The organism is Streptomyces sp. NPDC005648 (genome assembly GCF_040605395.1).
In the GTDB taxonomy this organism is placed as follows: domain Bacteria; phylum Actinomycetota; class Actinomycetes; order Streptomycetales; family Streptomycetaceae; genus Streptomyces.
In genome coordinates this window covers 44,511-63,756 of the sequence record NZ_JBEXCS010000016.1, presented here as the reverse complement: position 1 = coordinate 63,756, position 19,246 = coordinate 44,511, and the positions used below count along the sequence as shown (strand labels likewise).

The following is a 19,246-nucleotide window of genomic DNA, read 5'->3' as shown; positions in this document are numbered from 1 at the left end:
CTCCTACCCGAACACCGCCACGACGATGATCAGCACCAGCACGGCGGCCAGCACGGCCATGACGATCTGCACCGGGCTGGTGCCCTGGGTGTCCGGGGTGCCCGGGGCGGCGGGGGCCGGGACCGTGGCCGCCGGGGTCGGTGCCGGGCGCGGGCCCGGGGCGTTGAAGACGTCGTGGCCGGTGGTGGCCGCGCGGGCGCACCAGGGGCAGGCCTTGAGGTGGGAGCCGTAGACGTGCAGCGGTCGGTCGGGGCACTGCTGGACGCGGGTGCGTTCGTTGTCCAGGGCGCGCAGCCAGGCCTCGGCCGTGGGGCGGGCCGCCGGGGTGTGGACGCCCGGACCGAAGGCGGAACGGGCCAGGTTGAGCAGTTCGGGCGGCAGGACGGTCGGGTCAAGGGTGCTGGGCGGGATGGTGACGCTCTCGGGCCGGACCACATAGGAGACGCTCGCGGCGATGTTGTCCTCCACGGTCGACTGGGACACGCTGTCGTGCGGGACGCCGCCGAAGGGATGGTTGCCGGCGGTGAGCAGCTGGTAGACGAGGACCGCGAGCGCGAAGTCGTCGCTGGCCGCGGTCGCGGGGCTGCCGGACTGCCGTTCGGGGGCGGAGTAGTCGGTGGTGTGCATCAGGCACGGGAAGACCTCGCCGGTGCCCTTGTCGGTGAAGGCGATGGAGTCGCAGTCGAGGAAGGTGACGAAGCCGTCGGCGTCGACGACCACGTTGTTGCTGGAGAAGTCGCCGATGACGAGGCCCTCGTGGTGCAGTCGCGCGGTCATGAACGCCAGGTTCCAGCCCACCCCGAGCAGAAACCGCCAGTCGGCCCGCTCGGGGAACCGCTTGAGCCGCTGGGCGCGGGTGAACAGACCCAGCAGCTGGACATGGCGGGGCTCGCCGAAGCGGCGCATCGCGTAGCCGATGAACCTGCCCTGCGCGGTGCGGGCGAGCGCGGTGGGCCAGGCCAGCTCGGAGGGCTGGGCGCTGTTCAGCGGGCGGCCGCCGAGCGGGGACATGGTGCGCATCCGGGTGAGCCGGCGTTCCTGCTCCGGGCCCGGCAGCTCGTGGTACAGCTTCACCACGACATCGTCCTCGCCCCGCACCGCGAAGACGGCCGCCTGTCCGCCGGCCTTGAGGGGCGGTTCGACGAGGACCACGGGCCGGCCGTCGAGGAAGACGGTGCGGTCGGTCATGAGCGCCTCCTGCGCACGGCCCGCAGCAGTGTCTTGTCGTCGGCGTTCAGCGCGGTCAGCCGGTCCGAGCGCAGCAGTGTCGCGAGCCCTTCGTGCGCGCTCTCGGAGACCGGGCCCGGGGTGTCGAGGGAGCGCAGGACGGCGTCGGCGAAGGAGACGTTGACCGGTCCCTCGCCGCCGGAGCGGCCGAGCGCGGCCTGGGCCAGCCCGTCGGTGGACAGCAGCACACCGTCGACCCAGGGGTCGTACACGGGCAGGGCGATCATCCGCGCGGGTGCCTCGTCCGAGGTGAGGAAGACGGTCTCGTTGCTGTACTCGCTGACGGCGTCGGGCTGCGGCAGCAGGTGGTACTGCCGTACGCCGTCCTCGGTTCCGGACCGCAGGACGACGAAGCCGTCACCGACCGTCAGGTACATGAGCCAGCCGGGAGCGAGGACGACGACGGTCAGGGTCGTCGCGAAGTCCCCGCAGTCCGGCCCCGTCTCCGCCTTGAACTCCTCACGGACCTTCAGGAAGGTGTCCCGCAGCGGGTCGTGGGCCTCGGTGGCGTCCCGGTCGGCGAGGGCGGCGGCCCGGTGGCCGAAGTGGTCCACGGCCAGCTGGACCGCGAGCCGCGAGCCGTCGTCGGAGCGTGGCCTGCTGCCCGCGCCGTCGGCGACCGCGAGCACGGTCACCGGCCCCACCCTGCGGTGTCCGCACCAGTCCTGACAGGGCATGTCGGCCCGGCGGTGCCGATAGCCCTCGACACTCATCCCGTGGACCTGCCAGTCCGTCGCGTTCACCGGTCCCCCTCCGGCATGTCAGCTCTCCCAGGCCCGGCGCTGGGTCTTGAACTGGCTGAAGATCTTCTCGAAGACCTCGTCGCCTGCGCCCTTCTGCTCGGCGCCCGCGCTGGCCGACATCATCTGCAGCAGCTCGCGGAACGGGAAGCCGTGGATACGGGCGTTGAACTTGGGGGCCAGGGCCTCCAGGACCCGCTCCCCCATGTCGCTGATGCCGCCCACGCCGATGGCGTACAGCCGGAAGCGGCGGGCGGCCTGCTCCTCGGCGAGCACCGGGACCAGACGGTGCCAGGAGTCGGTGAGGTGGCCGGTCGCGTCGGTGGGCACTCCGTCGGTGACCAGGCAGATCTGCGGCCGGTAGTACTGCAGTCCGGTGGCGCGCAGCTCGGTCTTGCGTGCGGCGACGATCCGCATCGCCAGCTCCAGCGCCTCGGTCATCAACGTCACCCCGGACGCGGTCAGTTGGGGCGCCTGGAAGAGATGCGCGGGCACGAAGGGGCTCACCCCGGCACGCTGGTCCAGCAGTTGGGGCCCGCGCCAGGAGCTGACGCCCCCGCGTCCGCCGAAGGTGACGACCGCGACCTCGACGCTGTAGCTGAGCGCGACGTCGTCGTGCAGCTCCCGGGTCCAGTCGACGAGGGCGTTGTTGAGCGTCTGTATCGGTGCGCCCGCCATGGAGCTGGAGGTGTCGAGACAGAGCACCAACGGCAGCCGCTGGGCGTTGTTCTCGAACTCGATGTCGGCGTACTCCGCGGGCATCGTGGGCGGGTATTCGGTGGACATGGTGTTCTCCCCCTGGTGGGCCGGTGGTGCTCAGTGGTGCGGGTGCGGGCTTCCCTCGCACGAGAAGGCGTAGAGGACGTCGGAGTCCGCCTCGTGGGGCCGGGTGAAGTCGACCTGCCCGCCGGGCGCGGGCGGCGGCCGGTCCGGTTCCGCCCAGACGGCCCGGTGCAGGACGCCGTCGATCTCGATATAGCCCTGGGGGTGCAGCTCGGTGCGGACCACGGCGCGGGCGGAGGGGTTGCGACGGGGACCGACGGAGCGTCCGTGGACGCGCCGGGGTTCCACGGGGCGCGGGCGGGCGGGCGGAGCCGGGCCGGGCGCGGGCGTGGGCGCCGGGGTGGTGCCGGGGCCGCCGGCGACGGCGACGGCGAGGGCGTGGCGCGGGTGCGGGCCTTCGCCACGGGTGCGGTAGACGGCGTAGAGCGCACCGGCGACCACGAAGGCGGCGAGGGCACCGACGGACGCCCAGAGCGGGCCGCTCGCGCCCTGACCTGAGTCGTCGCTCGCGTTGGTGGTGTCCGTGGGGCTGGGGGTCTTCGGCCCGTCGGTGGTGTGCGTGGGACTGGGCGCCACGGTGAAGGCGTGGCCGCCGAGCGGGGCGGCGTAACCGGCGTCGATCATCTGCTTCCCGGTCAGGAGGGGGCTCGGGGGTTTCTCGCGGTCGACGGCGAGTGCGTCGCACAGGTTCTCGCCCTTGGGGCCGAACCCGCAGACATGGAGGTTCTTCAGTTCGTCGACCGTCTTGCGGCTGAGCAGGTCGACCTCGGCGTCCGGGGCCACGAAGCGGTGGTCGGCCAGCACCAGGAGCACGGTCCCGCCCTCACCGGTGTGCCGGCCGGACGGCACCTGGACGCTCAGGTCCTGGTGGCGGATCTGCACCTTCTTGACGGTGTCCTGGCGCTGCCCGCCCTCGTAGGGCAGCGCCCCCTCCACCGTGAAGGTCAGGGGCCCCTGCCCGAACCGCCCCGCCCAGCAGTTCAACAGCCCCGAGAAGTCCCTCGGACATCCCTCGTCGGCCGACGCGACCGACACCGGAACGCACCACGACAGGAAAACGAGCAGCGCAGCGAAAAAGGTCCGGCCCTTCATGAAACCCCCCGTGGCCAGAATGGCACCCGCCCATAGTGGCGGTAACGCGGCGCTTCCGTAAGGGTTTTGCGAGGAACCCCCAATAAATCCTACAACTCGAATACCTGGTGGCAACGGGTGAACATCTGTCGCGCCCGTTCCACCCAGTCACCGGCCAGTTCATCGAAGTCCGCCTGGCTGATACGGCAGGTCAGCGGCAGATCGCAGACGCCCGCCAGACAGGGCCGGGGACTGCGGACGTCCCACACCGACAGCATGGGAATCAATTGTTCGGTATTCCATGCGTTCGAAGCGGCGGCGGCGATCGCGAGTTGATCCTGGCGCAGAAAGCGGCCGTCCGTGAAAAAGGCGACCAGAAGCCGTTTCGTCGTCATGAAACGCACCGTGAGCAGCCGCCCGGTCTCCCGCACGTCGATACGCAGGGACACGGAGTCGGTGGTGGCGTCGGTCTCGGTGGGATGGTGCTCGCGCTCCCCCCAGTTCCGCACCAACTGCCGCCAGTGGGCGCCGAGTTCCTGGCCGCCGTAGGGATCACCGATCGCCACGTGCCACCGCCTCGGCGACCATGGAGTCCGTCAGCCCCGCGTCCAGCAGCGCCTGGGCGTGCAGTCTCAGACAGGACGGCATCGACAGGCTGGTGCCGGCCGGGCGGTCGCGCCGGTCGGCCAGATCGCGGGTACGGCTGCGGATGGTGCGGGCCACGTTCGGCGGCGGCCAGACCCCGGCCGACGGTGTCCGCTCCAGCAGCGCCCGCAGCAGCTCGGCGGGGGTCGGCCGGTCCTGCGGGCGGCGGGCGAGACAGGGCGTGACGACCGGCAGCAGGCCGCGCGGGACACCGGCGAGGTCGGGGGTGCCGTGCACGATCCGGTACGTGGCCTGCGGTCCGGTGCCGTGGGGCGGCCGGCCGGTCAGGGCGAAGACCAGGACCCCGCCGAGGGAGAACACATCGCTGGGCGGTCCGACGGGCGCCGCCGTCATCTGTTCCGGCGACATGAAGGAGGGGGTGCCCATGACCACCCCGGCGCGGGTGAGACCGGGCACTCCGTCGACGCGGGAGATGCCGAAGTCGATGACGCGCGGGCCGTCGGCGGCCAGGAGCACGTTGGCCGGCTTGAGATCCCGGTGCACCACTCCGGCGTCGTGGATCGCCTGCAGGGCCTCGACCAGTCCGGCGCCCATGCTGCGCACCTGCTCCTCGGCGAACGGCCCGTCGGCGCGCACCGCCTCCGACAGCGCGGGAGCCGGCACGTAGAGCGTGGCCAGCCAGGGCAGTTCGGCGTCCGTGTCGGCGTCGATGACCGGCGCGGTGTAGGCGCCGCTGACCACCCGCGCCGCGGCGACCTCGCGGGCGAAGCGGGCCCGGAACTCGGGCTCCGCCGCCAGCTCCGGCCGTACGACCTTCACCGCCACCTCGCGGCCGGCCGGCGACCGGCCGAGATACACCCACCCCATCCCGCCGGAGCCGAGCCGCCCCACGATCTGGTACGGCCCCACACGCAGCGGGTCACTGACCGGTGTGCGCACCCCTCTTCACCTCTTTCGGGGGTTCGTTCAAGGATGTCCCGAGTGTCCCGCGAAATCCCGGTCGGGGCAGAGGTGATGCGGGAAATGACAGAGGGGATTACGGCTGCGCGAGCCGCGTCTGGAACACCCGCCCGAAAAGGCGAAAGGCCTGTCGTGGTCCTTCCGTCGGGGCGGACGGAAGGACCACGACAGGCCCCGAGCCCCGCACGCCGTTGTACGGGACCTCGCGTCTGTCACCGCGGCCGGCCGTGACGATCACGGGTCAGGGCACATCCCAGCCGGCCGCGGAGTCATGGGGTGGTGGGCGTCAGCCGAGGCGCTCCACCAGGGCGCGGTACTCGTCCCACAGCTCCTTGGGCGTGTGGTCGCCGAAGGTGCCCAGGTGCTCGGGGACCAGCGAGGCCTCCTCGCGCCAGACCTCCTTGTCGACCGTGAGCAGGAAGTCGAGGTCGGAGTCGGAGAGTTCCAGGCCGTCGGTGTCGAGGGCCTCCTTGGTCGGCAGGATGCCGATCGGGGTGTCGACGCCCTCCGCCCTGCCGTCGAGGCGGTCGACGATCCACTTCAGGACCCGGCTGTTCTCGCCGAAGCCGGGCCAGACGAACTTGCCCTCGTCGTTCTTGCGGAACCAGTTGACGTAGTAGATCTTCGGGAGCTTCGACTGGTCCCTGCCCTTGGCGACATCGACCCAGTGGCCCATGTAGTCGCCCATGTTGTAGCCGCAGAACGGCAGCATGGCGAAGGGGTCGCGGCGCAGCTCGCCGACCTTGCCCTCGGCGGCGGCGGTCTTCTCCGAGGCCACGTTGGCGCCGAGGAAGACGCCGTGGTTCCAGTCGAAGGACTCCGTCACCAGCGGCACCGCGGAGGCGCGGCGGCCGCCGAAGAGGATCGCCGAGATCGGCACGCCCTTCGGGTCCTCCCACTCCGGCGCGATGATCGGGCACTGCGCGGCGGGCGTGGTGAAGCGGGCGTTGGGGTGGGCGGCGGGCGTCCCGGACGCCGGCGTCCAGTCGTTGCCCTTCCAGTCCGTGAGGTGGGCCGGAGTCTCCTCCGTCATGCCCTCCCACCAGATGTCGTTGTCGTCGGTGAGCGCCACGTTGGTGAAGACCGAGTTGCCCCACAGCGTCTTCATCGCGTTGGCGTTGGTGTGCTCACCCGTGCCGGGCGCGACACCGAAGAAGCCGGCCTCGGGGTTGATCGCGTAGAGCCGGCCGTCCTCGCCGAACCGCATCCACGCGATGTCGTCGCCGATCGTCTCGACGGTCCAGCCGCGGACCGTCGGCTCCAGCATGGCCAGGTTCGTCTTGCCGCAGGCGCTCGGGAAGGCGGCGGCCACGTACTTGGACTCGCCCTGCGGCGGGGTGAGCTTGAGGATCAGCATGTGCTCGGCCAGCCAGCCCTCGTCCCGCGCCATGACCGACGCGATGCGCAGGGCGTAGCACTTCTTGCCGAGCAGCGCGTTGCCACCGTAGCCGGAGCCGTAGGACCAGATCTCGCGCGACTCGGGGAAGTGCGAGATGTACTTGGTGGAGTTGCACGGCCACGGCACGTCCGTCTCGCCCTCGGCCAGCGGCGCCCCGAGCGTGTGCACGGCACGCACGAAGAAACCGTCGGAGCCGAGCTCGTCCAGGACCGGCTGTCCCATCCGCGTCATCGTCCGCATGGAGACCGCGACATAGGCGGAGTCGGTGATCTCGACGCCGATCGCGGAGAGGTCCGAGCCCAGCGGGCCCATGCAGAACGGGACGACGTACATCGTCCGGCCGCGCATCGAGCCGCGGAAGACGCCCTTCTCCCCCGCGAAGCTGTTTCCTTCTCCGGTAAAGATGGCCCGCATCTCGGCGGGTGCCTTCCAGTGGTTGGTGGGTCCGGCGTCCTCCTCCTTCTCGGAGCAGATGAACGTCCGGTCCTCGACCCGCGCGACATCGGTCGGGTCGGAGGCGGCGTAGTACGAGTTGGGGCGCTTGATCGGGTCGAGCTTCCTGAAGGTGCCCTTCGCGACGAGCTCCTCGCACAGGCGCTCGTACTCGGCCTCGGATCCGTCACACCAGACCACGTTGTCCGGCTCGGTCAGTTCAGCGATCTCGTTCACCCACGAGACCAGTTCCTTGTGCTGGGTGGGGATGACGGGGGGAGCCGCGATGTCGCGCGCCACGATTGCTCCTTGATGAGGGATTTTTTGTTTGGAGGCCCCGTGGGGGCTGCGACCCGGATGCTTCGTGGCTGGATCTTCAGCGCTCATCCGGTGCCGACCGCACTCATTTGATCATCCGACGCGTCCGCCCATATGTCCAGAGGGCCGCACAGGTGAGCGGAGTGGGGATCGTCACGTGTTTTCCGTGTACGACGCGTTTATTTGCGTGCACGTAGAGTTCAAGTGACCGTTTCTTTGCGCGGCAATCCTGATGGGTCGCGCGCGGCGCCCCGTCCGATCGGGCGCCGTGAGACGATGGCCACTCTTCGTCGCTACGCGGTCCGCACTCATCTGCGACTTACGGTTCCGTAGGTACGATTCGCGGTATGACTGCGCCCGTCCCCGACGCGCCCACGAACACGCCGGCCGCCGGCGGCGGCTCCGGCGCGCCTTCGATCCCGCACCAGATCAAGCAGCATGCCCAGCAGCTCGCCGAGCCGATCAAGCCGAAGCTCCGCGGCTGGCTGCATCTCGGCATGTTTCCGGCCGTTCTCGTCTCCGGCCTGGTCCTCACCGCACTCGCCGACTCGAGCAGGGGCCGCATCGCCTGCGGGATCTTCGCCCTGACGGCCTGCCTGCTCTTCGGCGTGAGCGCGCTGTACCACCGGGGCAACTGGAGCCCGCGCATGGACGGCATCCTGCGCAGACTGGATCACGCCAACATCTTCCTGATCATCGCCGGCACCTACACCCCGCTGACGATGCTGCTGCTGCCCGGCGCCAAGGGGCAGTGGCTGCTGTGGGGCATCTGGGGGGCCGCCGCGGCCGGGATCGTCTTCCGGGTCTTCTGGGTCGGCGCCCCGCGCTGGCTCTACACCCCCTGCTACATCGCGATGGGCTGGGCGGCCGTCTTCTTCCTGCCGGACTTCATGCGCACCGGCGGCATCGCCGTACTGGTCCTGGTGATCGTCGGCGGCCTCCTCTACAGCGCGGGCGGAGTGATCTACGGCATCAAGCGCCCGAACCCGTCACCGCGCTGGTTCGGTTTCCACGAGGTGTTCCACTCGCTCACCCTCGCCGCGTTCGTCGTCCACTACGTGGGGATCTCGCTGGTCGCCTACCAGCACGGGTAGCAGCCCCGACACGCACCACCGACCTCTGAAGGGCCACGGCTTCCGTGGCCCTTTCGCACGTCCGCCCGAGGCGGCGCCGCGCAACTCCCGCCCGCCTCGCCGCGGGCGGCCCGGAGATGGCCGCCGAGCCGGCGGATGCCCGACAATGACCGCCATGACGGCCGCACGATCCCGTTTCTCCCCCGCCGACCGCCCTGGGCTCGGCCTGCGCGAGCGCAAGAAGATCAAGACCCGCGAGGCGATCCGCACGGCGACCTACGAACTGATCAGGGAGCAGGGCTACGACGCCACGACGATCGAGCAGATCGCCGATCGCGCGGAGGTCTCCCCGTCCACCGTCTTCCGCTACTTCCCGGCCAAGGAGGACATCGTCCTCACGGACGAGCGCGACCCGCTGCTGCTGGCGGAGCTGCGCGCACGGCCGGCCGGTGAGCCGTGGATGGACTCGCTGCGGCACATCATGCGCGAGGCGATCGGACCGACCGCCGAGGAGGACTCCGAGGTGCTCAGGATGCGCGCGCGTCTGGGGGTCGAGGTCCCCGCCGTCCGCTCCCGGATGTTCGAGAGCATGTCGGAGACCGGGCGCATGCTGTGCGGGGCGATCGCCGACCACTCCGGCCTGCAGCCGGACGACCTCCGGGTCCGGGTCTACGCGATGTCCCTGATCGGGGGCCTCATGGAGGTCTCCATGTACTGGGCGGAGAACGACTTCGAGGGTGACCTGAGGGACCTCATGCTCCAGGCCCTCGACGTCATGGAACACGGCCTGCCCAGCCAAAAGCCCTGAGCCGCGCGCCCGCCGCCGTGACATCCTGACCGGGTGAACGGTCCCGAGATCCACGTCGAGTTCGCCCCCGACCTCGCCGTCTTCGTCCCGCGCGGGCTGAGCCGGACGCTCGTCACCGACGGCGTCTCCACCCTCGGCCATGTCGTCGAGTCGGCGGGCGTCCCGCTCACCGAGGTCGGGACCCTCCGGGTCGACGGCCGCGAGGTCCCCTTCTCCTACGTCCCCTCGGCCGGCGACCGCGCGGAGGTGCGGTCCGTCGCCCGACCCCAGCGGGTCCCCGGCGCTCCCCTCCGCTTCCTCCTCGACGTCCACCTCGGCACCCTCGCCCGCCGCCTCCGTCTCCTCGGCGTGGACACGTCGTACGAGTCCACGGACATCGGCGACCCCGCCCTCGCCGCCCTCTCCGCCGCCGAACAGCGGGTCATGCTCAGCCGCGACCGGGGCCTGCTGCGCCGCCGCGAACTGTGGTCGGGCGCCTACGTCTACAGCACCCGCCCCGAGGACCAACTCCGCGACATCCTGGACCGGTTCCGCCCCGAGCTGCGCCCCTGGACCCGCTGCACCGCCTGCAACGGCCTCCTCAGGGAAGCCACCCTGGAGGAGGTGGCGGGCCAGCTGCACGGCGGGACCCGGCGCTCGTACGACGTCTTCGCGCAGTGCCGGGAGTGCGGACGCGCCTACTGGAAGGGCGCGCACCACGAACAGCTGGTCGCCATCGTGGAACGCGCCCTGGAGGAGTTCGCCCGCTAGGGCCCGCTGCAGGCTTTGGGGGATACGGGTCAGCCGGCCAGTGCGGCGCGCAGGCGGTCGCGGTCGGTGGTCGGGGCGTCGCAGGTGAAGTTGCGACAGACGTAGGCGGCGGCCCGGCCGTCGACGAGGGGGCGGTCGGCGAGCAGCGGGAACTCGTCGCTCCCCGGCGTCCCGAGGGCGACCACCGCCCCCGGGGCGGTGCCCAGAAGTGCCGTGCGGTGCAGGGCCCTTGTGTCCTCCTCGTCGAGCGCGGGACCGACGATCGCGACCTCCCGCGGCCCGTCGAGCAGCGCCTCGGCGACCGCGAGCCCCCAGCCGATGAAGCGGGGCACCCGCGGCCCGAGCGCCTTCACCACCCCCAACGCCCGCTCGGCGGCGGTGCGATGGGGCTCGGAGCCGGTGTGGGCGGCGTAGCCGAGCAGCGCGCCCGCGGCGGCCGTCCACCCGGAGGGCGTCGCGTTGTCGGTCGGGTCCTGCGGCCGGCGGATCAACCGCTCGGCGTCGGCGGCGGTGTCGTAGAGCCCGCCCGACTCGGAGTCGGTGAAGCGGGCGATGACATGGTCGAGCAGGAATCCGGCGAACTCCAGCCAGACGCCCTCGCCGGTGACCGAGGCGAGCGCGAGGAAGCCCTCGGCGACATCGGCGTAGTCCTCCAGCACGCCCGCGTTGGCGCCGACTCGGCCGTCCTTGCTGGTACGGGCCAGCCGGGTCTGCTCGTCGAGGTGTAGCCGTACGAGGAGATCGGCGGCCGACACCGCGGCCTCGACCAGGTCGGGACGGTCGAAGTACGCGCCCGTCTCGGCGAGCGCGGCGATCGCGAGGCCGTTCCACGCGGCGACGACCTTGTCGTCACGGCCGGGAGCGGGGCGCCCGGCGCGCGCGGCGAGCAGGCGCTGCTTGACGGACTCGACCTTCTCCGCGTCGAACAGGCCGTCCTGCTGCGGGAGTTGGAGGACCGAGGAGCCGTGCTCGAAGGTGCCCTCCTCGGTGACGCCGAAGTGCTCGGCGGCGACACCGGCGTCCTCCTCGCCGAGGACCTCCACGAGCTGCGCCGGCGTCCAGACGTAGTGGGCGCCCTCGACGTGCCTGCCGCTGCCGTCGTCGCTGTCGGCGTCGAGGGCGGAGGCGAACCCGCCCTCGTTCGTGCGCAGTTCACGCACCATGAAGTCGGCGGTCTCCAGCGCGACACGGCGCGCGAGCTCGGAGCCCGTCGTACGCCAGAGGTGCGCGTAGACGCGGCAGAGCAGGGCGTTGTCGTAGAGCATCTTCTCGAAGTGGGGCACGACCCATTCGCGGTCGACGGAGTAGCGGGCGAAGCCGCCGCCGAGCTGGTCGTAGATACCGCCGCGGGCCATGCGCTCGCAGGTGTCCGCGGCCATCTGCAGGGCGCCCTCGGACCCGGTCCGCGCATGGTGGCGCAGCAGGAACTCCAGGGCCATGGACGGCGGGAACTTGGGCGCCCCGCCGAATCCGCCGCGCTGCGCGTCGTACTCGCGGGTGAGCCCGAGCAGCGCCTGCGCGAGCTCCTCCTCGCCGGGGGCGTCGGGGCCGCCGTAGGAGATCTCCCGTCCGGCGAGGTCCCGCACGATCTTGCCGGCGACCTCGGCGACCTCGTCGCGCCGGTCGGTCCAGGCGCTGCGGACACCCTCCAGGACCTGGCGGAAGGAGGGCATGCCGTGGCGGGGGGCGGGCGGGAAGTAGGTGCCGAAGTAGAAGGGTTCGGCGTCGGGGGTGAGGAAGACGGTCATGGGCCAGCCGCCCTGGCCGGTGGCGGCCTGCACGGCCTCCATGTAGACCGCGTCGACGTCGGGGCGCTCCTCGCGGTCGACCTTGACGCTGACGAAGTGTTCGTTGAGGTAGTCGGCGGTGGCCCGGTCCTCGAAGGACTCGTGGGCCATGACATGGCACCAGTGGCAGCTGCTGTAGCCGACGCTCAGCAGTACGGGTTTGTTCGTCTTCCGGGCCTCGTCGAAGGCCTCGGCCGACCAGGGCCACCAGTCGACGGGGTTGTCGGCGTGCTGGAGGAGGTACGGGGACGTCTCATGGGCCAGTCGGTTCACCCTCCCACTCTCCCACGGGGTCGGGGGCGGCGTAGAAGCGCAGACTGACCCGGCGTGCCCCCTCGGGGGCGTCGTCTCCGGGGCGGCCGTAGCGGTCGAGGAGCTCCTCGTAGGCGCGGACGAAGGCGTGCAGGTCTTCCCTGGTCATCCAGGTGCCGGTGCGCCGCACCTGGGCCCAGCCCTCCGGGCCTCGGTACTCGGCGTGGGCGCGGCGGAACAGGCGGGTGTCCAGCTCGATCTTCAGCAGGGCGAGCTGCTCGGCCGCCGCGTACTCCGCCGGCTCCATCGTGGCCGGGTCGGGCGTGGTGTGGCTGAACGGCAGCGACCGCCACCAGCGCTCCCGGCCGCCGGACTTCTCCGGGATCTCCTCGATCAGCTTCTGCTCGGCGAGTTTGCGCAGGTGGTAGCTGGTGGTGCCGGAACTCTCGCCGAGTTCCTTCGCGAGCACGGTGGAGTTCGCCTCGCCGTGCCGGCCGAGGTAGTCGAGGATGCGGCGGCGCACGGGGTTGCCGAGGGACTTGTACAGGGCGGTGCGCTCGACGCTGGTCATCTCGGACATGCCGACACCGTAACCCCGAGAACCCTGAGTCGACCCTGAATTCTGCCGAGTTTTCTTTGCAGAGAAATCTCTGCGGTCTAGCGTGGAGGCATGGCGACGAAGAACCTGAACAAGCGGCAGAAGCAGCGGGACGTGCGGCAGTTGACGGGGTGGACGCTGCTCCTGCTGGGGCTGGCGGTGGGCGCGGTGGCCGTCGCCCTCAAGCGGTGGACGCTGCTCCTGGTGGGCGCGGCGGCCGTGCTGCTGGTGCCGTGGATGGTGGTGCTGGGCCTGACCCTTCCGGCCAGTACCGAGGTGCGGAACTGGTCGCTCGCCTGGATCGGCCTGGACGTCCTGATGGCGGCGGGCTGCGCGGCCACGGCCTTACTGGGGCTGCGCGGCGACCCCACGGTCCGTCTCACGGCCTCCGCGACGGCGGCCGTCGCGGTGCTGGACGCCTGGTTCGACATAACGACCTCGGCCTCGGGGGCGGCCCTCGTCCAGGCCCTGGCCTGTGCGGTGGCGGAGGCGGGGCTGGCGGTGGCGTGCGTGATGCTGGCGGTGGGCACCGCTCACGAGTCGGCTCCGCCGCCTCCCGGCGCCCGGGACGTCCGTCGATGATCGGCGCCCTCTGTCGCTCACGCCCCGCCCGAAGGACACTCGTAGGCAAAGGAGTTGCCGCCGGAGGGGGACGGGACATGCGGGACAGTCATCGGGCCGACGCCGACCGGCTGTTGGCCCGGGCCGTCGGGGAGGAGGTCCGGCGCTCCGGCGGGCGCACCGACGCGACCGTACTGCTGTCCCGGGCACGTGGCGCGCTGGACGCGATGGCGGAGACCGCCGCCGAGGAGTACGAGGCGTACACACGCGCACTCGACGCGGACGAGACGGGCCGGATCGGCTTCGGACAGCGGTACGCGCGGGAAGGCGCCGGAACTCCCCTGCTGGTGGCGGCCGTCGCGGCGATCGCCGCCGCCGTGGCCGACCTGGCCTTCGGCACGGACACCGGCACCGCGGTGGGCGTGGGCGTCACCGTCGGTGTCGTCGGCGCCGCGGCGACCGTCGTCAAGGTCGCCGGCTCGCACCTCCCCGCGGCCCACCATCGTGCCGGCGCCGCGGGCCAGCCCGGCGGCGCCGAGCAACTGCGCCTGCAGTGGCTCACCGCCCTGGAGGTCCGCGGCATCCGCCCCTTCCTCGACCAGCAGCGCGTCCTGGCCGCCTCCACCGGCCCCAAGCAGACGGGCCCCCGGCTGAAGGGCGCGGACAAGAGCGCGGCGGCCCGGGGGAGAACCGTGCTGCAGCAGTCCTTCGGTCAACTCCCCGAGCCGGACGGCCCGTTCGCGGGCCGGCGCCAGGAGCTGGCCCGTATCCGCCAGTGGGTCCAGGCGTCCCGCGCGAGCACGGAGACCCGTCCCACGGTCGTCGTCCTGCACGGCGCGCCCGGCAGCGGCCGTACGACTCTCGCCATCCGCGCCACCCATGACCTGAAGGACTACTTCCGCGGCGCCTGCGTCGTCGACCTGCGCGGCAACAGCACGGACGAGCCGCCCCTGAACACCCGGGACGCGCTCCTCCACCTCCTCAACCGCCTCGGCGCACCCCGCGAGCAGCTCCTGTTCCGCGAGCGTTCCTCCCCCGACCAGCAGGTCAAGCGCCTCAGCGAGCTGTACCACCAGCATCTGGCCGGCCTCCCGGTCACGATCGTGCTGGACGACGCCTCCGATCCCGAGCAGGTCCGCACCCTCGTCCCCGAGCGCTCCGACAGCCTGGTCCTGGTCACGGCCCGCGAACCCCTCCGGCTCCCCTCGGGCCTGCACGCCCAGGTCCACGAGCTGCCGGTGGAGCCCCTGGACCCGGCGGGCGCCGACGAGCTGCTGGGCGCGGCGGCCCAGGACGACTCGGGGCCGTACGACGCCGAATCCGCGGACCGGATCAGGGAGTTGTGCGGCGGCCTGCCCCTCGCCCTGACCATCGCGGGCTCGTCCCTCGGCCCCCGCTCACCCCGTCGGCTGGCCACGGACCTGGGCGCGTACGGCCCGGTGGAGCCGACCGAGCGGGCCCTGTGGCTCCGCTACACCGACCAGTCCGAGACGACCCGCCGTCTGCTGCGCCGTCTCGCCCTGGCGGGCCGCGCCTCGCTGGGCGCCGCTGCCGCCGCGGCCCTCCTCGCGACCGACGAGACCGAGGCCACCCGCCATCTCCTCGCCCTGTCCCGCGCGGGCCTGATCGACCACGTCCGCGGCAACCGCTACCGCCTCCACGACCTGGTGCGGGCCTTCGCCCACGCCCGTCTCCTCGACGAGGAGGAACCGACCGAGCGCACCGCGGCCCAGGAACGCCTGATCGTCAACTACGCCGATCTCGCGGACTCGGTGCTGCGCCTGGTCGACGGCAACATGTCGACCCGGTCGGACCGCTTCAGTCCGCACGGCTTCACCTCCCTGGACGAGGCCCTGCGCTGGCTGGACGACGAGTCGAGCTTCATCACCTCGGCCCTGCGGCACGCGGAGGGCGTGAACCAGGCGGCGGTCCTCAGCCTCCTCGGCGCCCTGTGCGACTACTGCCTGCTGCGCGGCGACCTCTACCGCCTGGGCGAGATCAGCGAGCTGGCACAGGCCGTCGACCAGGGTCTGCTGGTCCGCTCGGTGCAGTGGCGCACCGGTATCGCGGCCCGCCAGCTGGGCGAGCTGGACAAGGCCCGCACCACCCTGTCCTCCGTGGTGGACCTGTACCGCGAGGCACACCACGACGCGGGCGCGGCCCGCGCCCTGTGCTCCCTGGGCATCACCCTCCACCACCAGGGCAACCTCACCGAGGCCGAGACGAAGCTCCGTGAGGCCCTGGTCCTGCAGGCGCCCGACGAACTGGCCACGGACCGCGCCTGGACCATGCACGCGCTGGCGGCGGTGGAGCGCGACCGCGGCCATGTCTCCGAGGCCCTGACCCTGCTCACCGACTCCCTCGTCCTGCACCACGCGGGCGAGTCCCTGCACGGCGAGGCCTGGGCCCACTTCCAGCTCGGCCAGCTGTCCCTGCGCATGGGCGACGTGCCGCGCGCCGAGTCAGAGCTGCGCGCGGCCCTCGACCGCTACGGCCGCACCCGCGACGCCCGCGGCGAGGCCTGGGCCCTCACCCAGCTCGCCCGCGCCCGTCTCGTCGCCGGCGACCCCTCGCCGGCCGTCGACGGCCTCCGCCAGGCGGCCTCCCGCCACCGTGACAACGAGGACGCCCGCGGCGAGGCCTGGACGGTCTACTACCTGGGCCAGGCCCTGGAGGAGAGCGGCAACCTCGACCTGGCCGTGCGCGAACTGGAGCGCTCCCGCACGATGTTCTCCCGGATGCGGGACGTCTACGGGCTGGCGTGCGCCCGCCACCACTCGGCCCGGGTGACCCGGGACCAGCGAGCGGCGCAGACGGGCTCCCTGCGCAACTCGGGCTTCGCCCGCCAGCTCCTGGTGGACGCCCGGAGCGACTTCCAGCGCATCGGCGTCGCCCACGGCGAGGCATGGACATGCCTGGAGCTGGCGGTGGTGGACGCGGGCAACACCCGTACGCCCCAGGCGCTGACACTGTGCGACCAGGCGGTCGAGCTGTTCACGTCCTACGGCGACCGGCGCGGCGAGGACTGGGCGCGCTTCCTGCGCTGCACCCTGCTGCCGTACGCGGCACCGGGCGGCGTGGAGGTCGGCACCGCGGTGGCCCTGGAGGACCTGGGCGAGCTGCGGCGGACGGGCCACCGCCTCCGCGACGAGAAGCTCGACGACTACGTGGGGGCGTACCAGCTGCTGCTGGAGCGCGGTGTGAACCTGGAGGACGGCTGGCAGGCCTGGCGGCTGGGGATGGTGCCCAGCCGGCATGCGCGGGAGGTGATGGGGGTGCCCTCCGGCACGGTGTGATCCCGTGCCGCCCCGGAGGGGCACGGGATCACACCGCCGGTCGCCCGGCGCTCAGCCCTTGGTCGGCGAGGCCTTCTCGGAGGCCGCGGCCGTCTTGCCGGAGGCCTGCGCCTCCGGGTCCGCGGTCTCCTCGAACGTCACCTTGCCCATGTGCTTGCTCATGGACTTCATCAGCGTTCGTCGATGATCGGGTAGTCGCTGAACAGGGGGAATATCCCCTTGCGTTGATCATCTGGGAGACGAATGGGAAAAGGTGGCAGCCATGGCCCTGTGCTGAGGAACTTCTCCCAGACCTCCTGGAGGTACTCGACGATACGCTCCTCCATCGCCACTGAGACGTTGGTGTAGACACCTTCGACGCCAGGAAGTTCATGGCCCATGCGGGCCTCTTTGGCGACGCGAGCGATGTCGGCCCCCGGCTCATCGAGGAGCTCGCGGTGCCAGTGCCTCAGCCGGTAGATGTCCTGGCCGGCCATCTCCTCTACGGCTGGCAGCTTCGGCCGGACGAACCGCTCGTACCCCTTGCGGGACTTCCGTTCCGGTGCACCGCCGCGGATGGGGCGCCAGTAGTCCCGCGCGAACTGGGTGCCCAGGAGCGGCTTACCCATGTGCGAGAGGAACATGAACGGCTTGTCGTGCGAGGCGAGCAGGGCCGTGTGCATCTCGTGCAGGAACGGCGGAACCACGAGAGTGCGGTAGGACTCGTACTTCGGCCCGGCGAGGGTGGGCTTCTTGTTCACGTAGTACAGCTGGTGCTGGACCCGGAGCGCGGGCAGCTTCGGCCCGTACCGCGCCGCTGCCTTGACGCGGCGATCGCGCACCGGATCGGAGGCTGGCCAGTACGGAGAGGCGTAGCCGCGTTGCATGCCATACATCTCGCCAGGGGGGCGTAGCCCGGTGAAGGCGATGGTCCAGATGTAGGTCCAGCCGGTGAAGCCCCACACGTGGTAGGCGTTGGTGGCGAGTTGGTGTACGGCGTGGATGGGGAGATCCGACTTCTCTCGCCGCGTCTTCTTCTTGGTGTACCGGCCACGTCGGCGCTGCTCGATGATCGGCGAATCCGTCCGCAGTTTGTACTTGAGGACGGCGTCCTCCATCAGCATGCGGAAGAGGCCGCGCAGCTGGTCGGCGTAGTTGTCGGAGTATTTGGCCTCGATCTCGGTCTTCCACAGTTCGTATTCGAGGGCGGTGATGGCGCCGACGGGACGTTGCCCCCAGTACGGGATGATCACAGCGTTGAGCATCCACCTGTAGCTGTCCATGGAGTTGGGCCGCAGGGAGACGGTCTTGTACCACAGCCAGCAGTACGTCTCCATCAGCGTCTGGGTGTCAACGCGCGGGATGTGCTTGCCGTGCCGGACGTCGTATTCACGGTCGAGACCGTAGTTGTACGCCTCGTCCTCGTCCTGGAACGGAACGCCGGGCTCGGGTCCGGAGGCAGACTCGTAGATCTTGGTCTTCGTGGGCTGGCCGCCGGCGTCGCGTTTGTACTGCCCGCCCCACCATTTCACTCGGATGCTGTTGCCGCGGCGCTCGATGTACGGCATGCGCCATCCCCCAATTGGTGTGTGGCAGGGCGCCAGCCGTCACGGCCTGGCAGGGTCCCCGCCGTTGCCGCCCTGCTGCATCACTCCGACTGAGCAGCCGAGGCAGGCCTCGCAGTCGACGCCCTGGCCGCGCATCCATGTCCGGACAAGAGAGCGGGTCTCTGCGTCGGTGAAGACGTCCGGGCTGAGGACGCACACCGTCTGCCCGTTGAGCTCGAGGACGTCTGCGATGAAGCCTGGCGCTCCGTCGTAAGTGACGACTGTTGCCATTGATCTCCCCCACTTCTCCAGGATCGGAGCCCCCAGGCGGAACGTCAGAGTTACATGTGTCACCTGGTGTCGGCAGGGGTTACTGACCGAAAACTCGGTCATTCAAGTCACGATCTGATTACGCCGAAATGGTTGTACGGATCGGTCTACGAGTTGTCGGATTCGTTCAGGAAGCCGAGGCGCCGCAGCTCCTCGAGGACGCCGTCACTCATCGCCTGGTCTTCACCGAGGGTGATATCCGGCCGGATCAGGCGCGTCCATTTGGTGATGGCCTGCCGCAACGCCGGCCCCAGTTGCTCCTGATCGACGCGCGTCGAGCGCCCACCGACGAACAACTGGCCACCATCAGCCAAGGCGAGGGACTCCCCACCTTCGAGCACTGCCACACAGGCACCCGACTCGAGCTCAAAGCCCGCCTCGAGCTTCTTGTAGCTCATGACGTTGACCGGGTCACCATTCTCGATCTTGGTGTAGGTCGTCACCGACATGTCGCACCGCTTGGCCGCGACGCGCTTGTCGGTAATACCCAGCATGGTGCGCCGCTGGGTAACGAGTGACCCGAGTCGCCTCCTGTGGCGAGCGGTGTCATCACTGGTGGACGCCATGACGCCCATGATGACAGCTACCTCTAGCTACCGCCAGGAATCTCCATCGACGTGACCTGAACTTGGCACCCCCCTGGCTCTGTCGCAACCTCGCCAGTCCTGAAAGTTAGAGATTTCTAGAGATTACTGGTGAGTATCGCTAGCGATAGCTAGACACAGTCGC

Annotated in this window: 17 protein-coding genes; 5 read left to right on the top strand and 12 right to left on the bottom strand. The window is 70.8% G+C overall.

From position 1 onward, the window contains the following. Nucleotides 1-3: 3 nt before the first annotated feature. The 7 genes from ABZT17_RS12360 to ABZT17_RS12330 all read right to left on the bottom strand — a co-directional run bounded on the left by ABZT17_RS12360 (nucleotide 4) and on the right by ABZT17_RS12330 (nucleotide 7,518). A complete protein-coding gene (locus ABZT17_RS12360) occupies nucleotides 4-1,188 on the bottom strand; it encodes a hypothetical protein (protein WP_356347206.1) in 1,185 nt (394 codons plus the stop codon). Then, nucleotides 1,185-1,970 carry a PP2C family serine/threonine-protein phosphatase gene (locus ABZT17_RS12355; protein ID WP_356347204.1) on the bottom strand — a complete coding sequence of 262 codons (786 nt, stop codon included), beginning with the start codon at nucleotides 1,968-1,970 and terminating at the stop codon, nucleotides 1,185-1,187. Before ABZT17_RS12355 ends, ABZT17_RS12360 begins: the two co-directional genes overlap by 4 nt. Nucleotides 1,971-1,988: 18 nt before the next feature. Further along, on the bottom strand, nucleotides 1,989-2,753 hold the full coding sequence (locus tag ABZT17_RS12350; protein ID WP_356347201.1) for a VWA domain-containing protein: 765 nt from the start codon (nucleotides 2,751-2,753) through the stop codon (nucleotides 1,989-1,991). Nucleotides 2,754-2,783: 30 nt separating this feature from the next. Further along, the gene (locus ABZT17_RS12345) at nucleotides 2,784-3,785 is read right to left on the bottom strand and encodes a hypothetical protein (RefSeq protein ID WP_356347199.1); all 1,002 of its coding nucleotides are present in this window, start codon (nucleotides 3,783-3,785) and stop codon (nucleotides 2,784-2,786) included. A 146-nt stretch (nucleotides 3,786-3,931) separates the two neighbouring features. Then, nucleotides 3,932-4,387 carry a hypothetical protein gene (locus tag ABZT17_RS12340; protein WP_356347197.1) on the bottom strand — a complete coding sequence of 152 codons (456 nt, stop codon included), beginning with the start codon at nucleotides 4,385-4,387 and terminating at the stop codon, nucleotides 3,932-3,934. After that, nucleotides 4,374-5,366, bottom strand: a complete 993-nt coding sequence (locus ABZT17_RS12335; protein WP_356347195.1) for a serine/threonine-protein kinase — start codon at nucleotides 5,364-5,366, stop codon at nucleotides 4,374-4,376. Before ABZT17_RS12335 ends, ABZT17_RS12340 begins: the two co-directional genes overlap by 14 nt. A 307-nt stretch (nucleotides 5,367-5,673) precedes the next feature. Continuing rightward, nucleotides 5,674-7,518, bottom strand: coding sequence for a phosphoenolpyruvate carboxykinase (GTP) (locus ABZT17_RS12330; RefSeq protein ID WP_356347193.1), 1,845 nt, complete (start codon nucleotides 7,516-7,518; stop codon nucleotides 5,674-5,676). Between the two features lie 365 nt (nucleotides 7,519-7,883). Here ABZT17_RS12330 and ABZT17_RS12325 point away from each other — a divergent pair, with 365 nt between their 5' ends. The 3 genes from ABZT17_RS12325 to ABZT17_RS12315 all read left to right on the top strand — a co-directional run bounded on the left by ABZT17_RS12325 (nucleotide 7,884) and on the right by ABZT17_RS12315 (nucleotide 10,167). After that, nucleotides 7,884-8,630: a hemolysin III family protein gene (locus tag ABZT17_RS12325; RefSeq protein WP_356347191.1), complete on the top strand. Its 747-nt coding sequence runs from the start codon at nucleotides 7,884-7,886 to the stop codon at nucleotides 8,628-8,630. A 145-nt stretch (nucleotides 8,631-8,775) separates the two neighbouring features. After that, nucleotides 8,776-9,417, top strand: a complete 642-nt coding sequence (locus ABZT17_RS12320) for a TetR family transcriptional regulator (protein WP_356347189.1) — start codon at nucleotides 8,776-8,778, stop codon at nucleotides 9,415-9,417. Between the two features lie 33 nt (nucleotides 9,418-9,450). Further along, on the top strand, nucleotides 9,451-10,167 hold the full coding sequence (locus ABZT17_RS12315; RefSeq protein WP_356347187.1) for a Mut7-C RNAse domain-containing protein: 717 nt from the start codon (nucleotides 9,451-9,453) through the stop codon (nucleotides 10,165-10,167). Nucleotides 10,168-10,196: 29 nt separating this feature from the next. Here ABZT17_RS12315 and ABZT17_RS12310 read toward each other — a convergent pair whose 3' ends face one another. Then, nucleotides 10,197-12,227, bottom strand: a complete 2,031-nt coding sequence (locus tag ABZT17_RS12310; protein ID WP_356347185.1) for a thioredoxin domain-containing protein — start codon at nucleotides 12,225-12,227, stop codon at nucleotides 10,197-10,199. Next, nucleotides 12,208-12,786, bottom strand: coding sequence for a helix-turn-helix domain-containing protein (locus ABZT17_RS12305; RefSeq protein ID WP_356347183.1), 579 nt, complete (start codon nucleotides 12,784-12,786; stop codon nucleotides 12,208-12,210). Before ABZT17_RS12305 ends, ABZT17_RS12310 begins: the two co-directional genes overlap by 20 nt. Nucleotides 12,787-12,876: 90 nt before the next feature. Here ABZT17_RS12305 and ABZT17_RS12300 point away from each other — a divergent pair, with 90 nt between their 5' ends. After that, nucleotides 12,877-13,386, top strand: coding sequence for a hypothetical protein (locus ABZT17_RS12300; protein ID WP_356347181.1), 510 nt, complete (start codon nucleotides 12,877-12,879; stop codon nucleotides 13,384-13,386). 77 nt (nucleotides 13,387-13,463) lie between these two features. After that, complete coding sequence (locus ABZT17_RS12295; RefSeq protein WP_356347179.1) at nucleotides 13,464-16,661, top strand: tetratricopeptide repeat protein; 3,198 nt, start codon at nucleotides 13,464-13,466, stop codon at nucleotides 16,659-16,661. Between the two features lie 170 nt (nucleotides 16,662-16,831). Here ABZT17_RS12295 and ABZT17_RS12290 read toward each other — a convergent pair whose 3' ends face one another. The 3 genes from ABZT17_RS12290 to ABZT17_RS12280 form a co-directional block, all read right to left on the bottom strand. Then, on the bottom strand, nucleotides 16,832-18,208 hold the full coding sequence (locus ABZT17_RS12290) for an integrase (RefSeq protein ID WP_356347177.1): 1,377 nt from the start codon (nucleotides 18,206-18,208) through the stop codon (nucleotides 16,832-16,834). Between the two features lie 39 nt (nucleotides 18,209-18,247). Then, nucleotides 18,248-18,478, bottom strand: a complete 231-nt coding sequence (locus ABZT17_RS12285) for a hypothetical protein (RefSeq protein WP_356347174.1) — start codon at nucleotides 18,476-18,478, stop codon at nucleotides 18,248-18,250. A gap of 146 nt (nucleotides 18,479-18,624) precedes the next feature. Beyond that, the gene (locus tag ABZT17_RS12280; RefSeq protein ID WP_356347172.1) at nucleotides 18,625-19,083 is read right to left on the bottom strand and encodes a hypothetical protein; all 459 of its coding nucleotides are present in this window, start codon (nucleotides 19,081-19,083) and stop codon (nucleotides 18,625-18,627) included. Nucleotides 19,084-19,246: the final 163 nt, after the last annotated feature.

Bases quoted from the DNA above. Each gene is read 5' to 3' on its own strand.
- ABZT17_RS12305 (WP_356347183.1), bottom strand. From the start codon at position 12,786: ATGTCCGAGATGACCAGCGTCGAGCGCACCGCCCTGTACAAGTCCCTC.
- ABZT17_RS12290 (WP_356347177.1), bottom strand. From the start codon at position 18,208: ATGCCGTACATCGAGCGCCGCGGCAACAGCATCCGAGTGAAATGGTGG.
- ABZT17_RS12320 (WP_356347189.1), top strand. From the start codon at position 8,776: ATGACCGCCATGACGGCCGCACGATCCCGTTTCTCCCCCGCCGACCGC.
- ABZT17_RS12300 (WP_356347181.1), top strand. From the start codon at position 12,877: ATGGCGACGAAGAACCTGAACAAGCGGCAGAAGCAGCGGGACGTGCGG.
- ABZT17_RS12280 (WP_356347172.1), bottom strand. From the start codon at position 19,083: ATGGCGTCCACCAGTGATGACACCGCTCGCCACAGGAGGCGACTCGGG.
- ABZT17_RS12350 (WP_356347201.1), bottom strand. From the start codon at position 2,753: ATGTCCACCGAATACCCGCCCACGATGCCCGCGGAGTACGCCGACATC.
- ABZT17_RS12325 (WP_356347191.1), top strand. From the start codon at position 7,884: ATGACTGCGCCCGTCCCCGACGCGCCCACGAACACGCCGGCCGCCGGC.
- ABZT17_RS12360 (WP_356347206.1), bottom strand. From the start codon at position 1,188: ATGACCGACCGCACCGTCTTCCTCGACGGCCGGCCCGTGGTCCTCGTC.
- ABZT17_RS12295 (WP_356347179.1), top strand. From the start codon at position 13,464: ATGCGGGACAGTCATCGGGCCGACGCCGACCGGCTGTTGGCCCGGGCC.
- ABZT17_RS12285 (WP_356347174.1), bottom strand. From the start codon at position 18,478: ATGGCAACAGTCGTCACTTACGACGGAGCGCCAGGCTTCATCGCAGAC.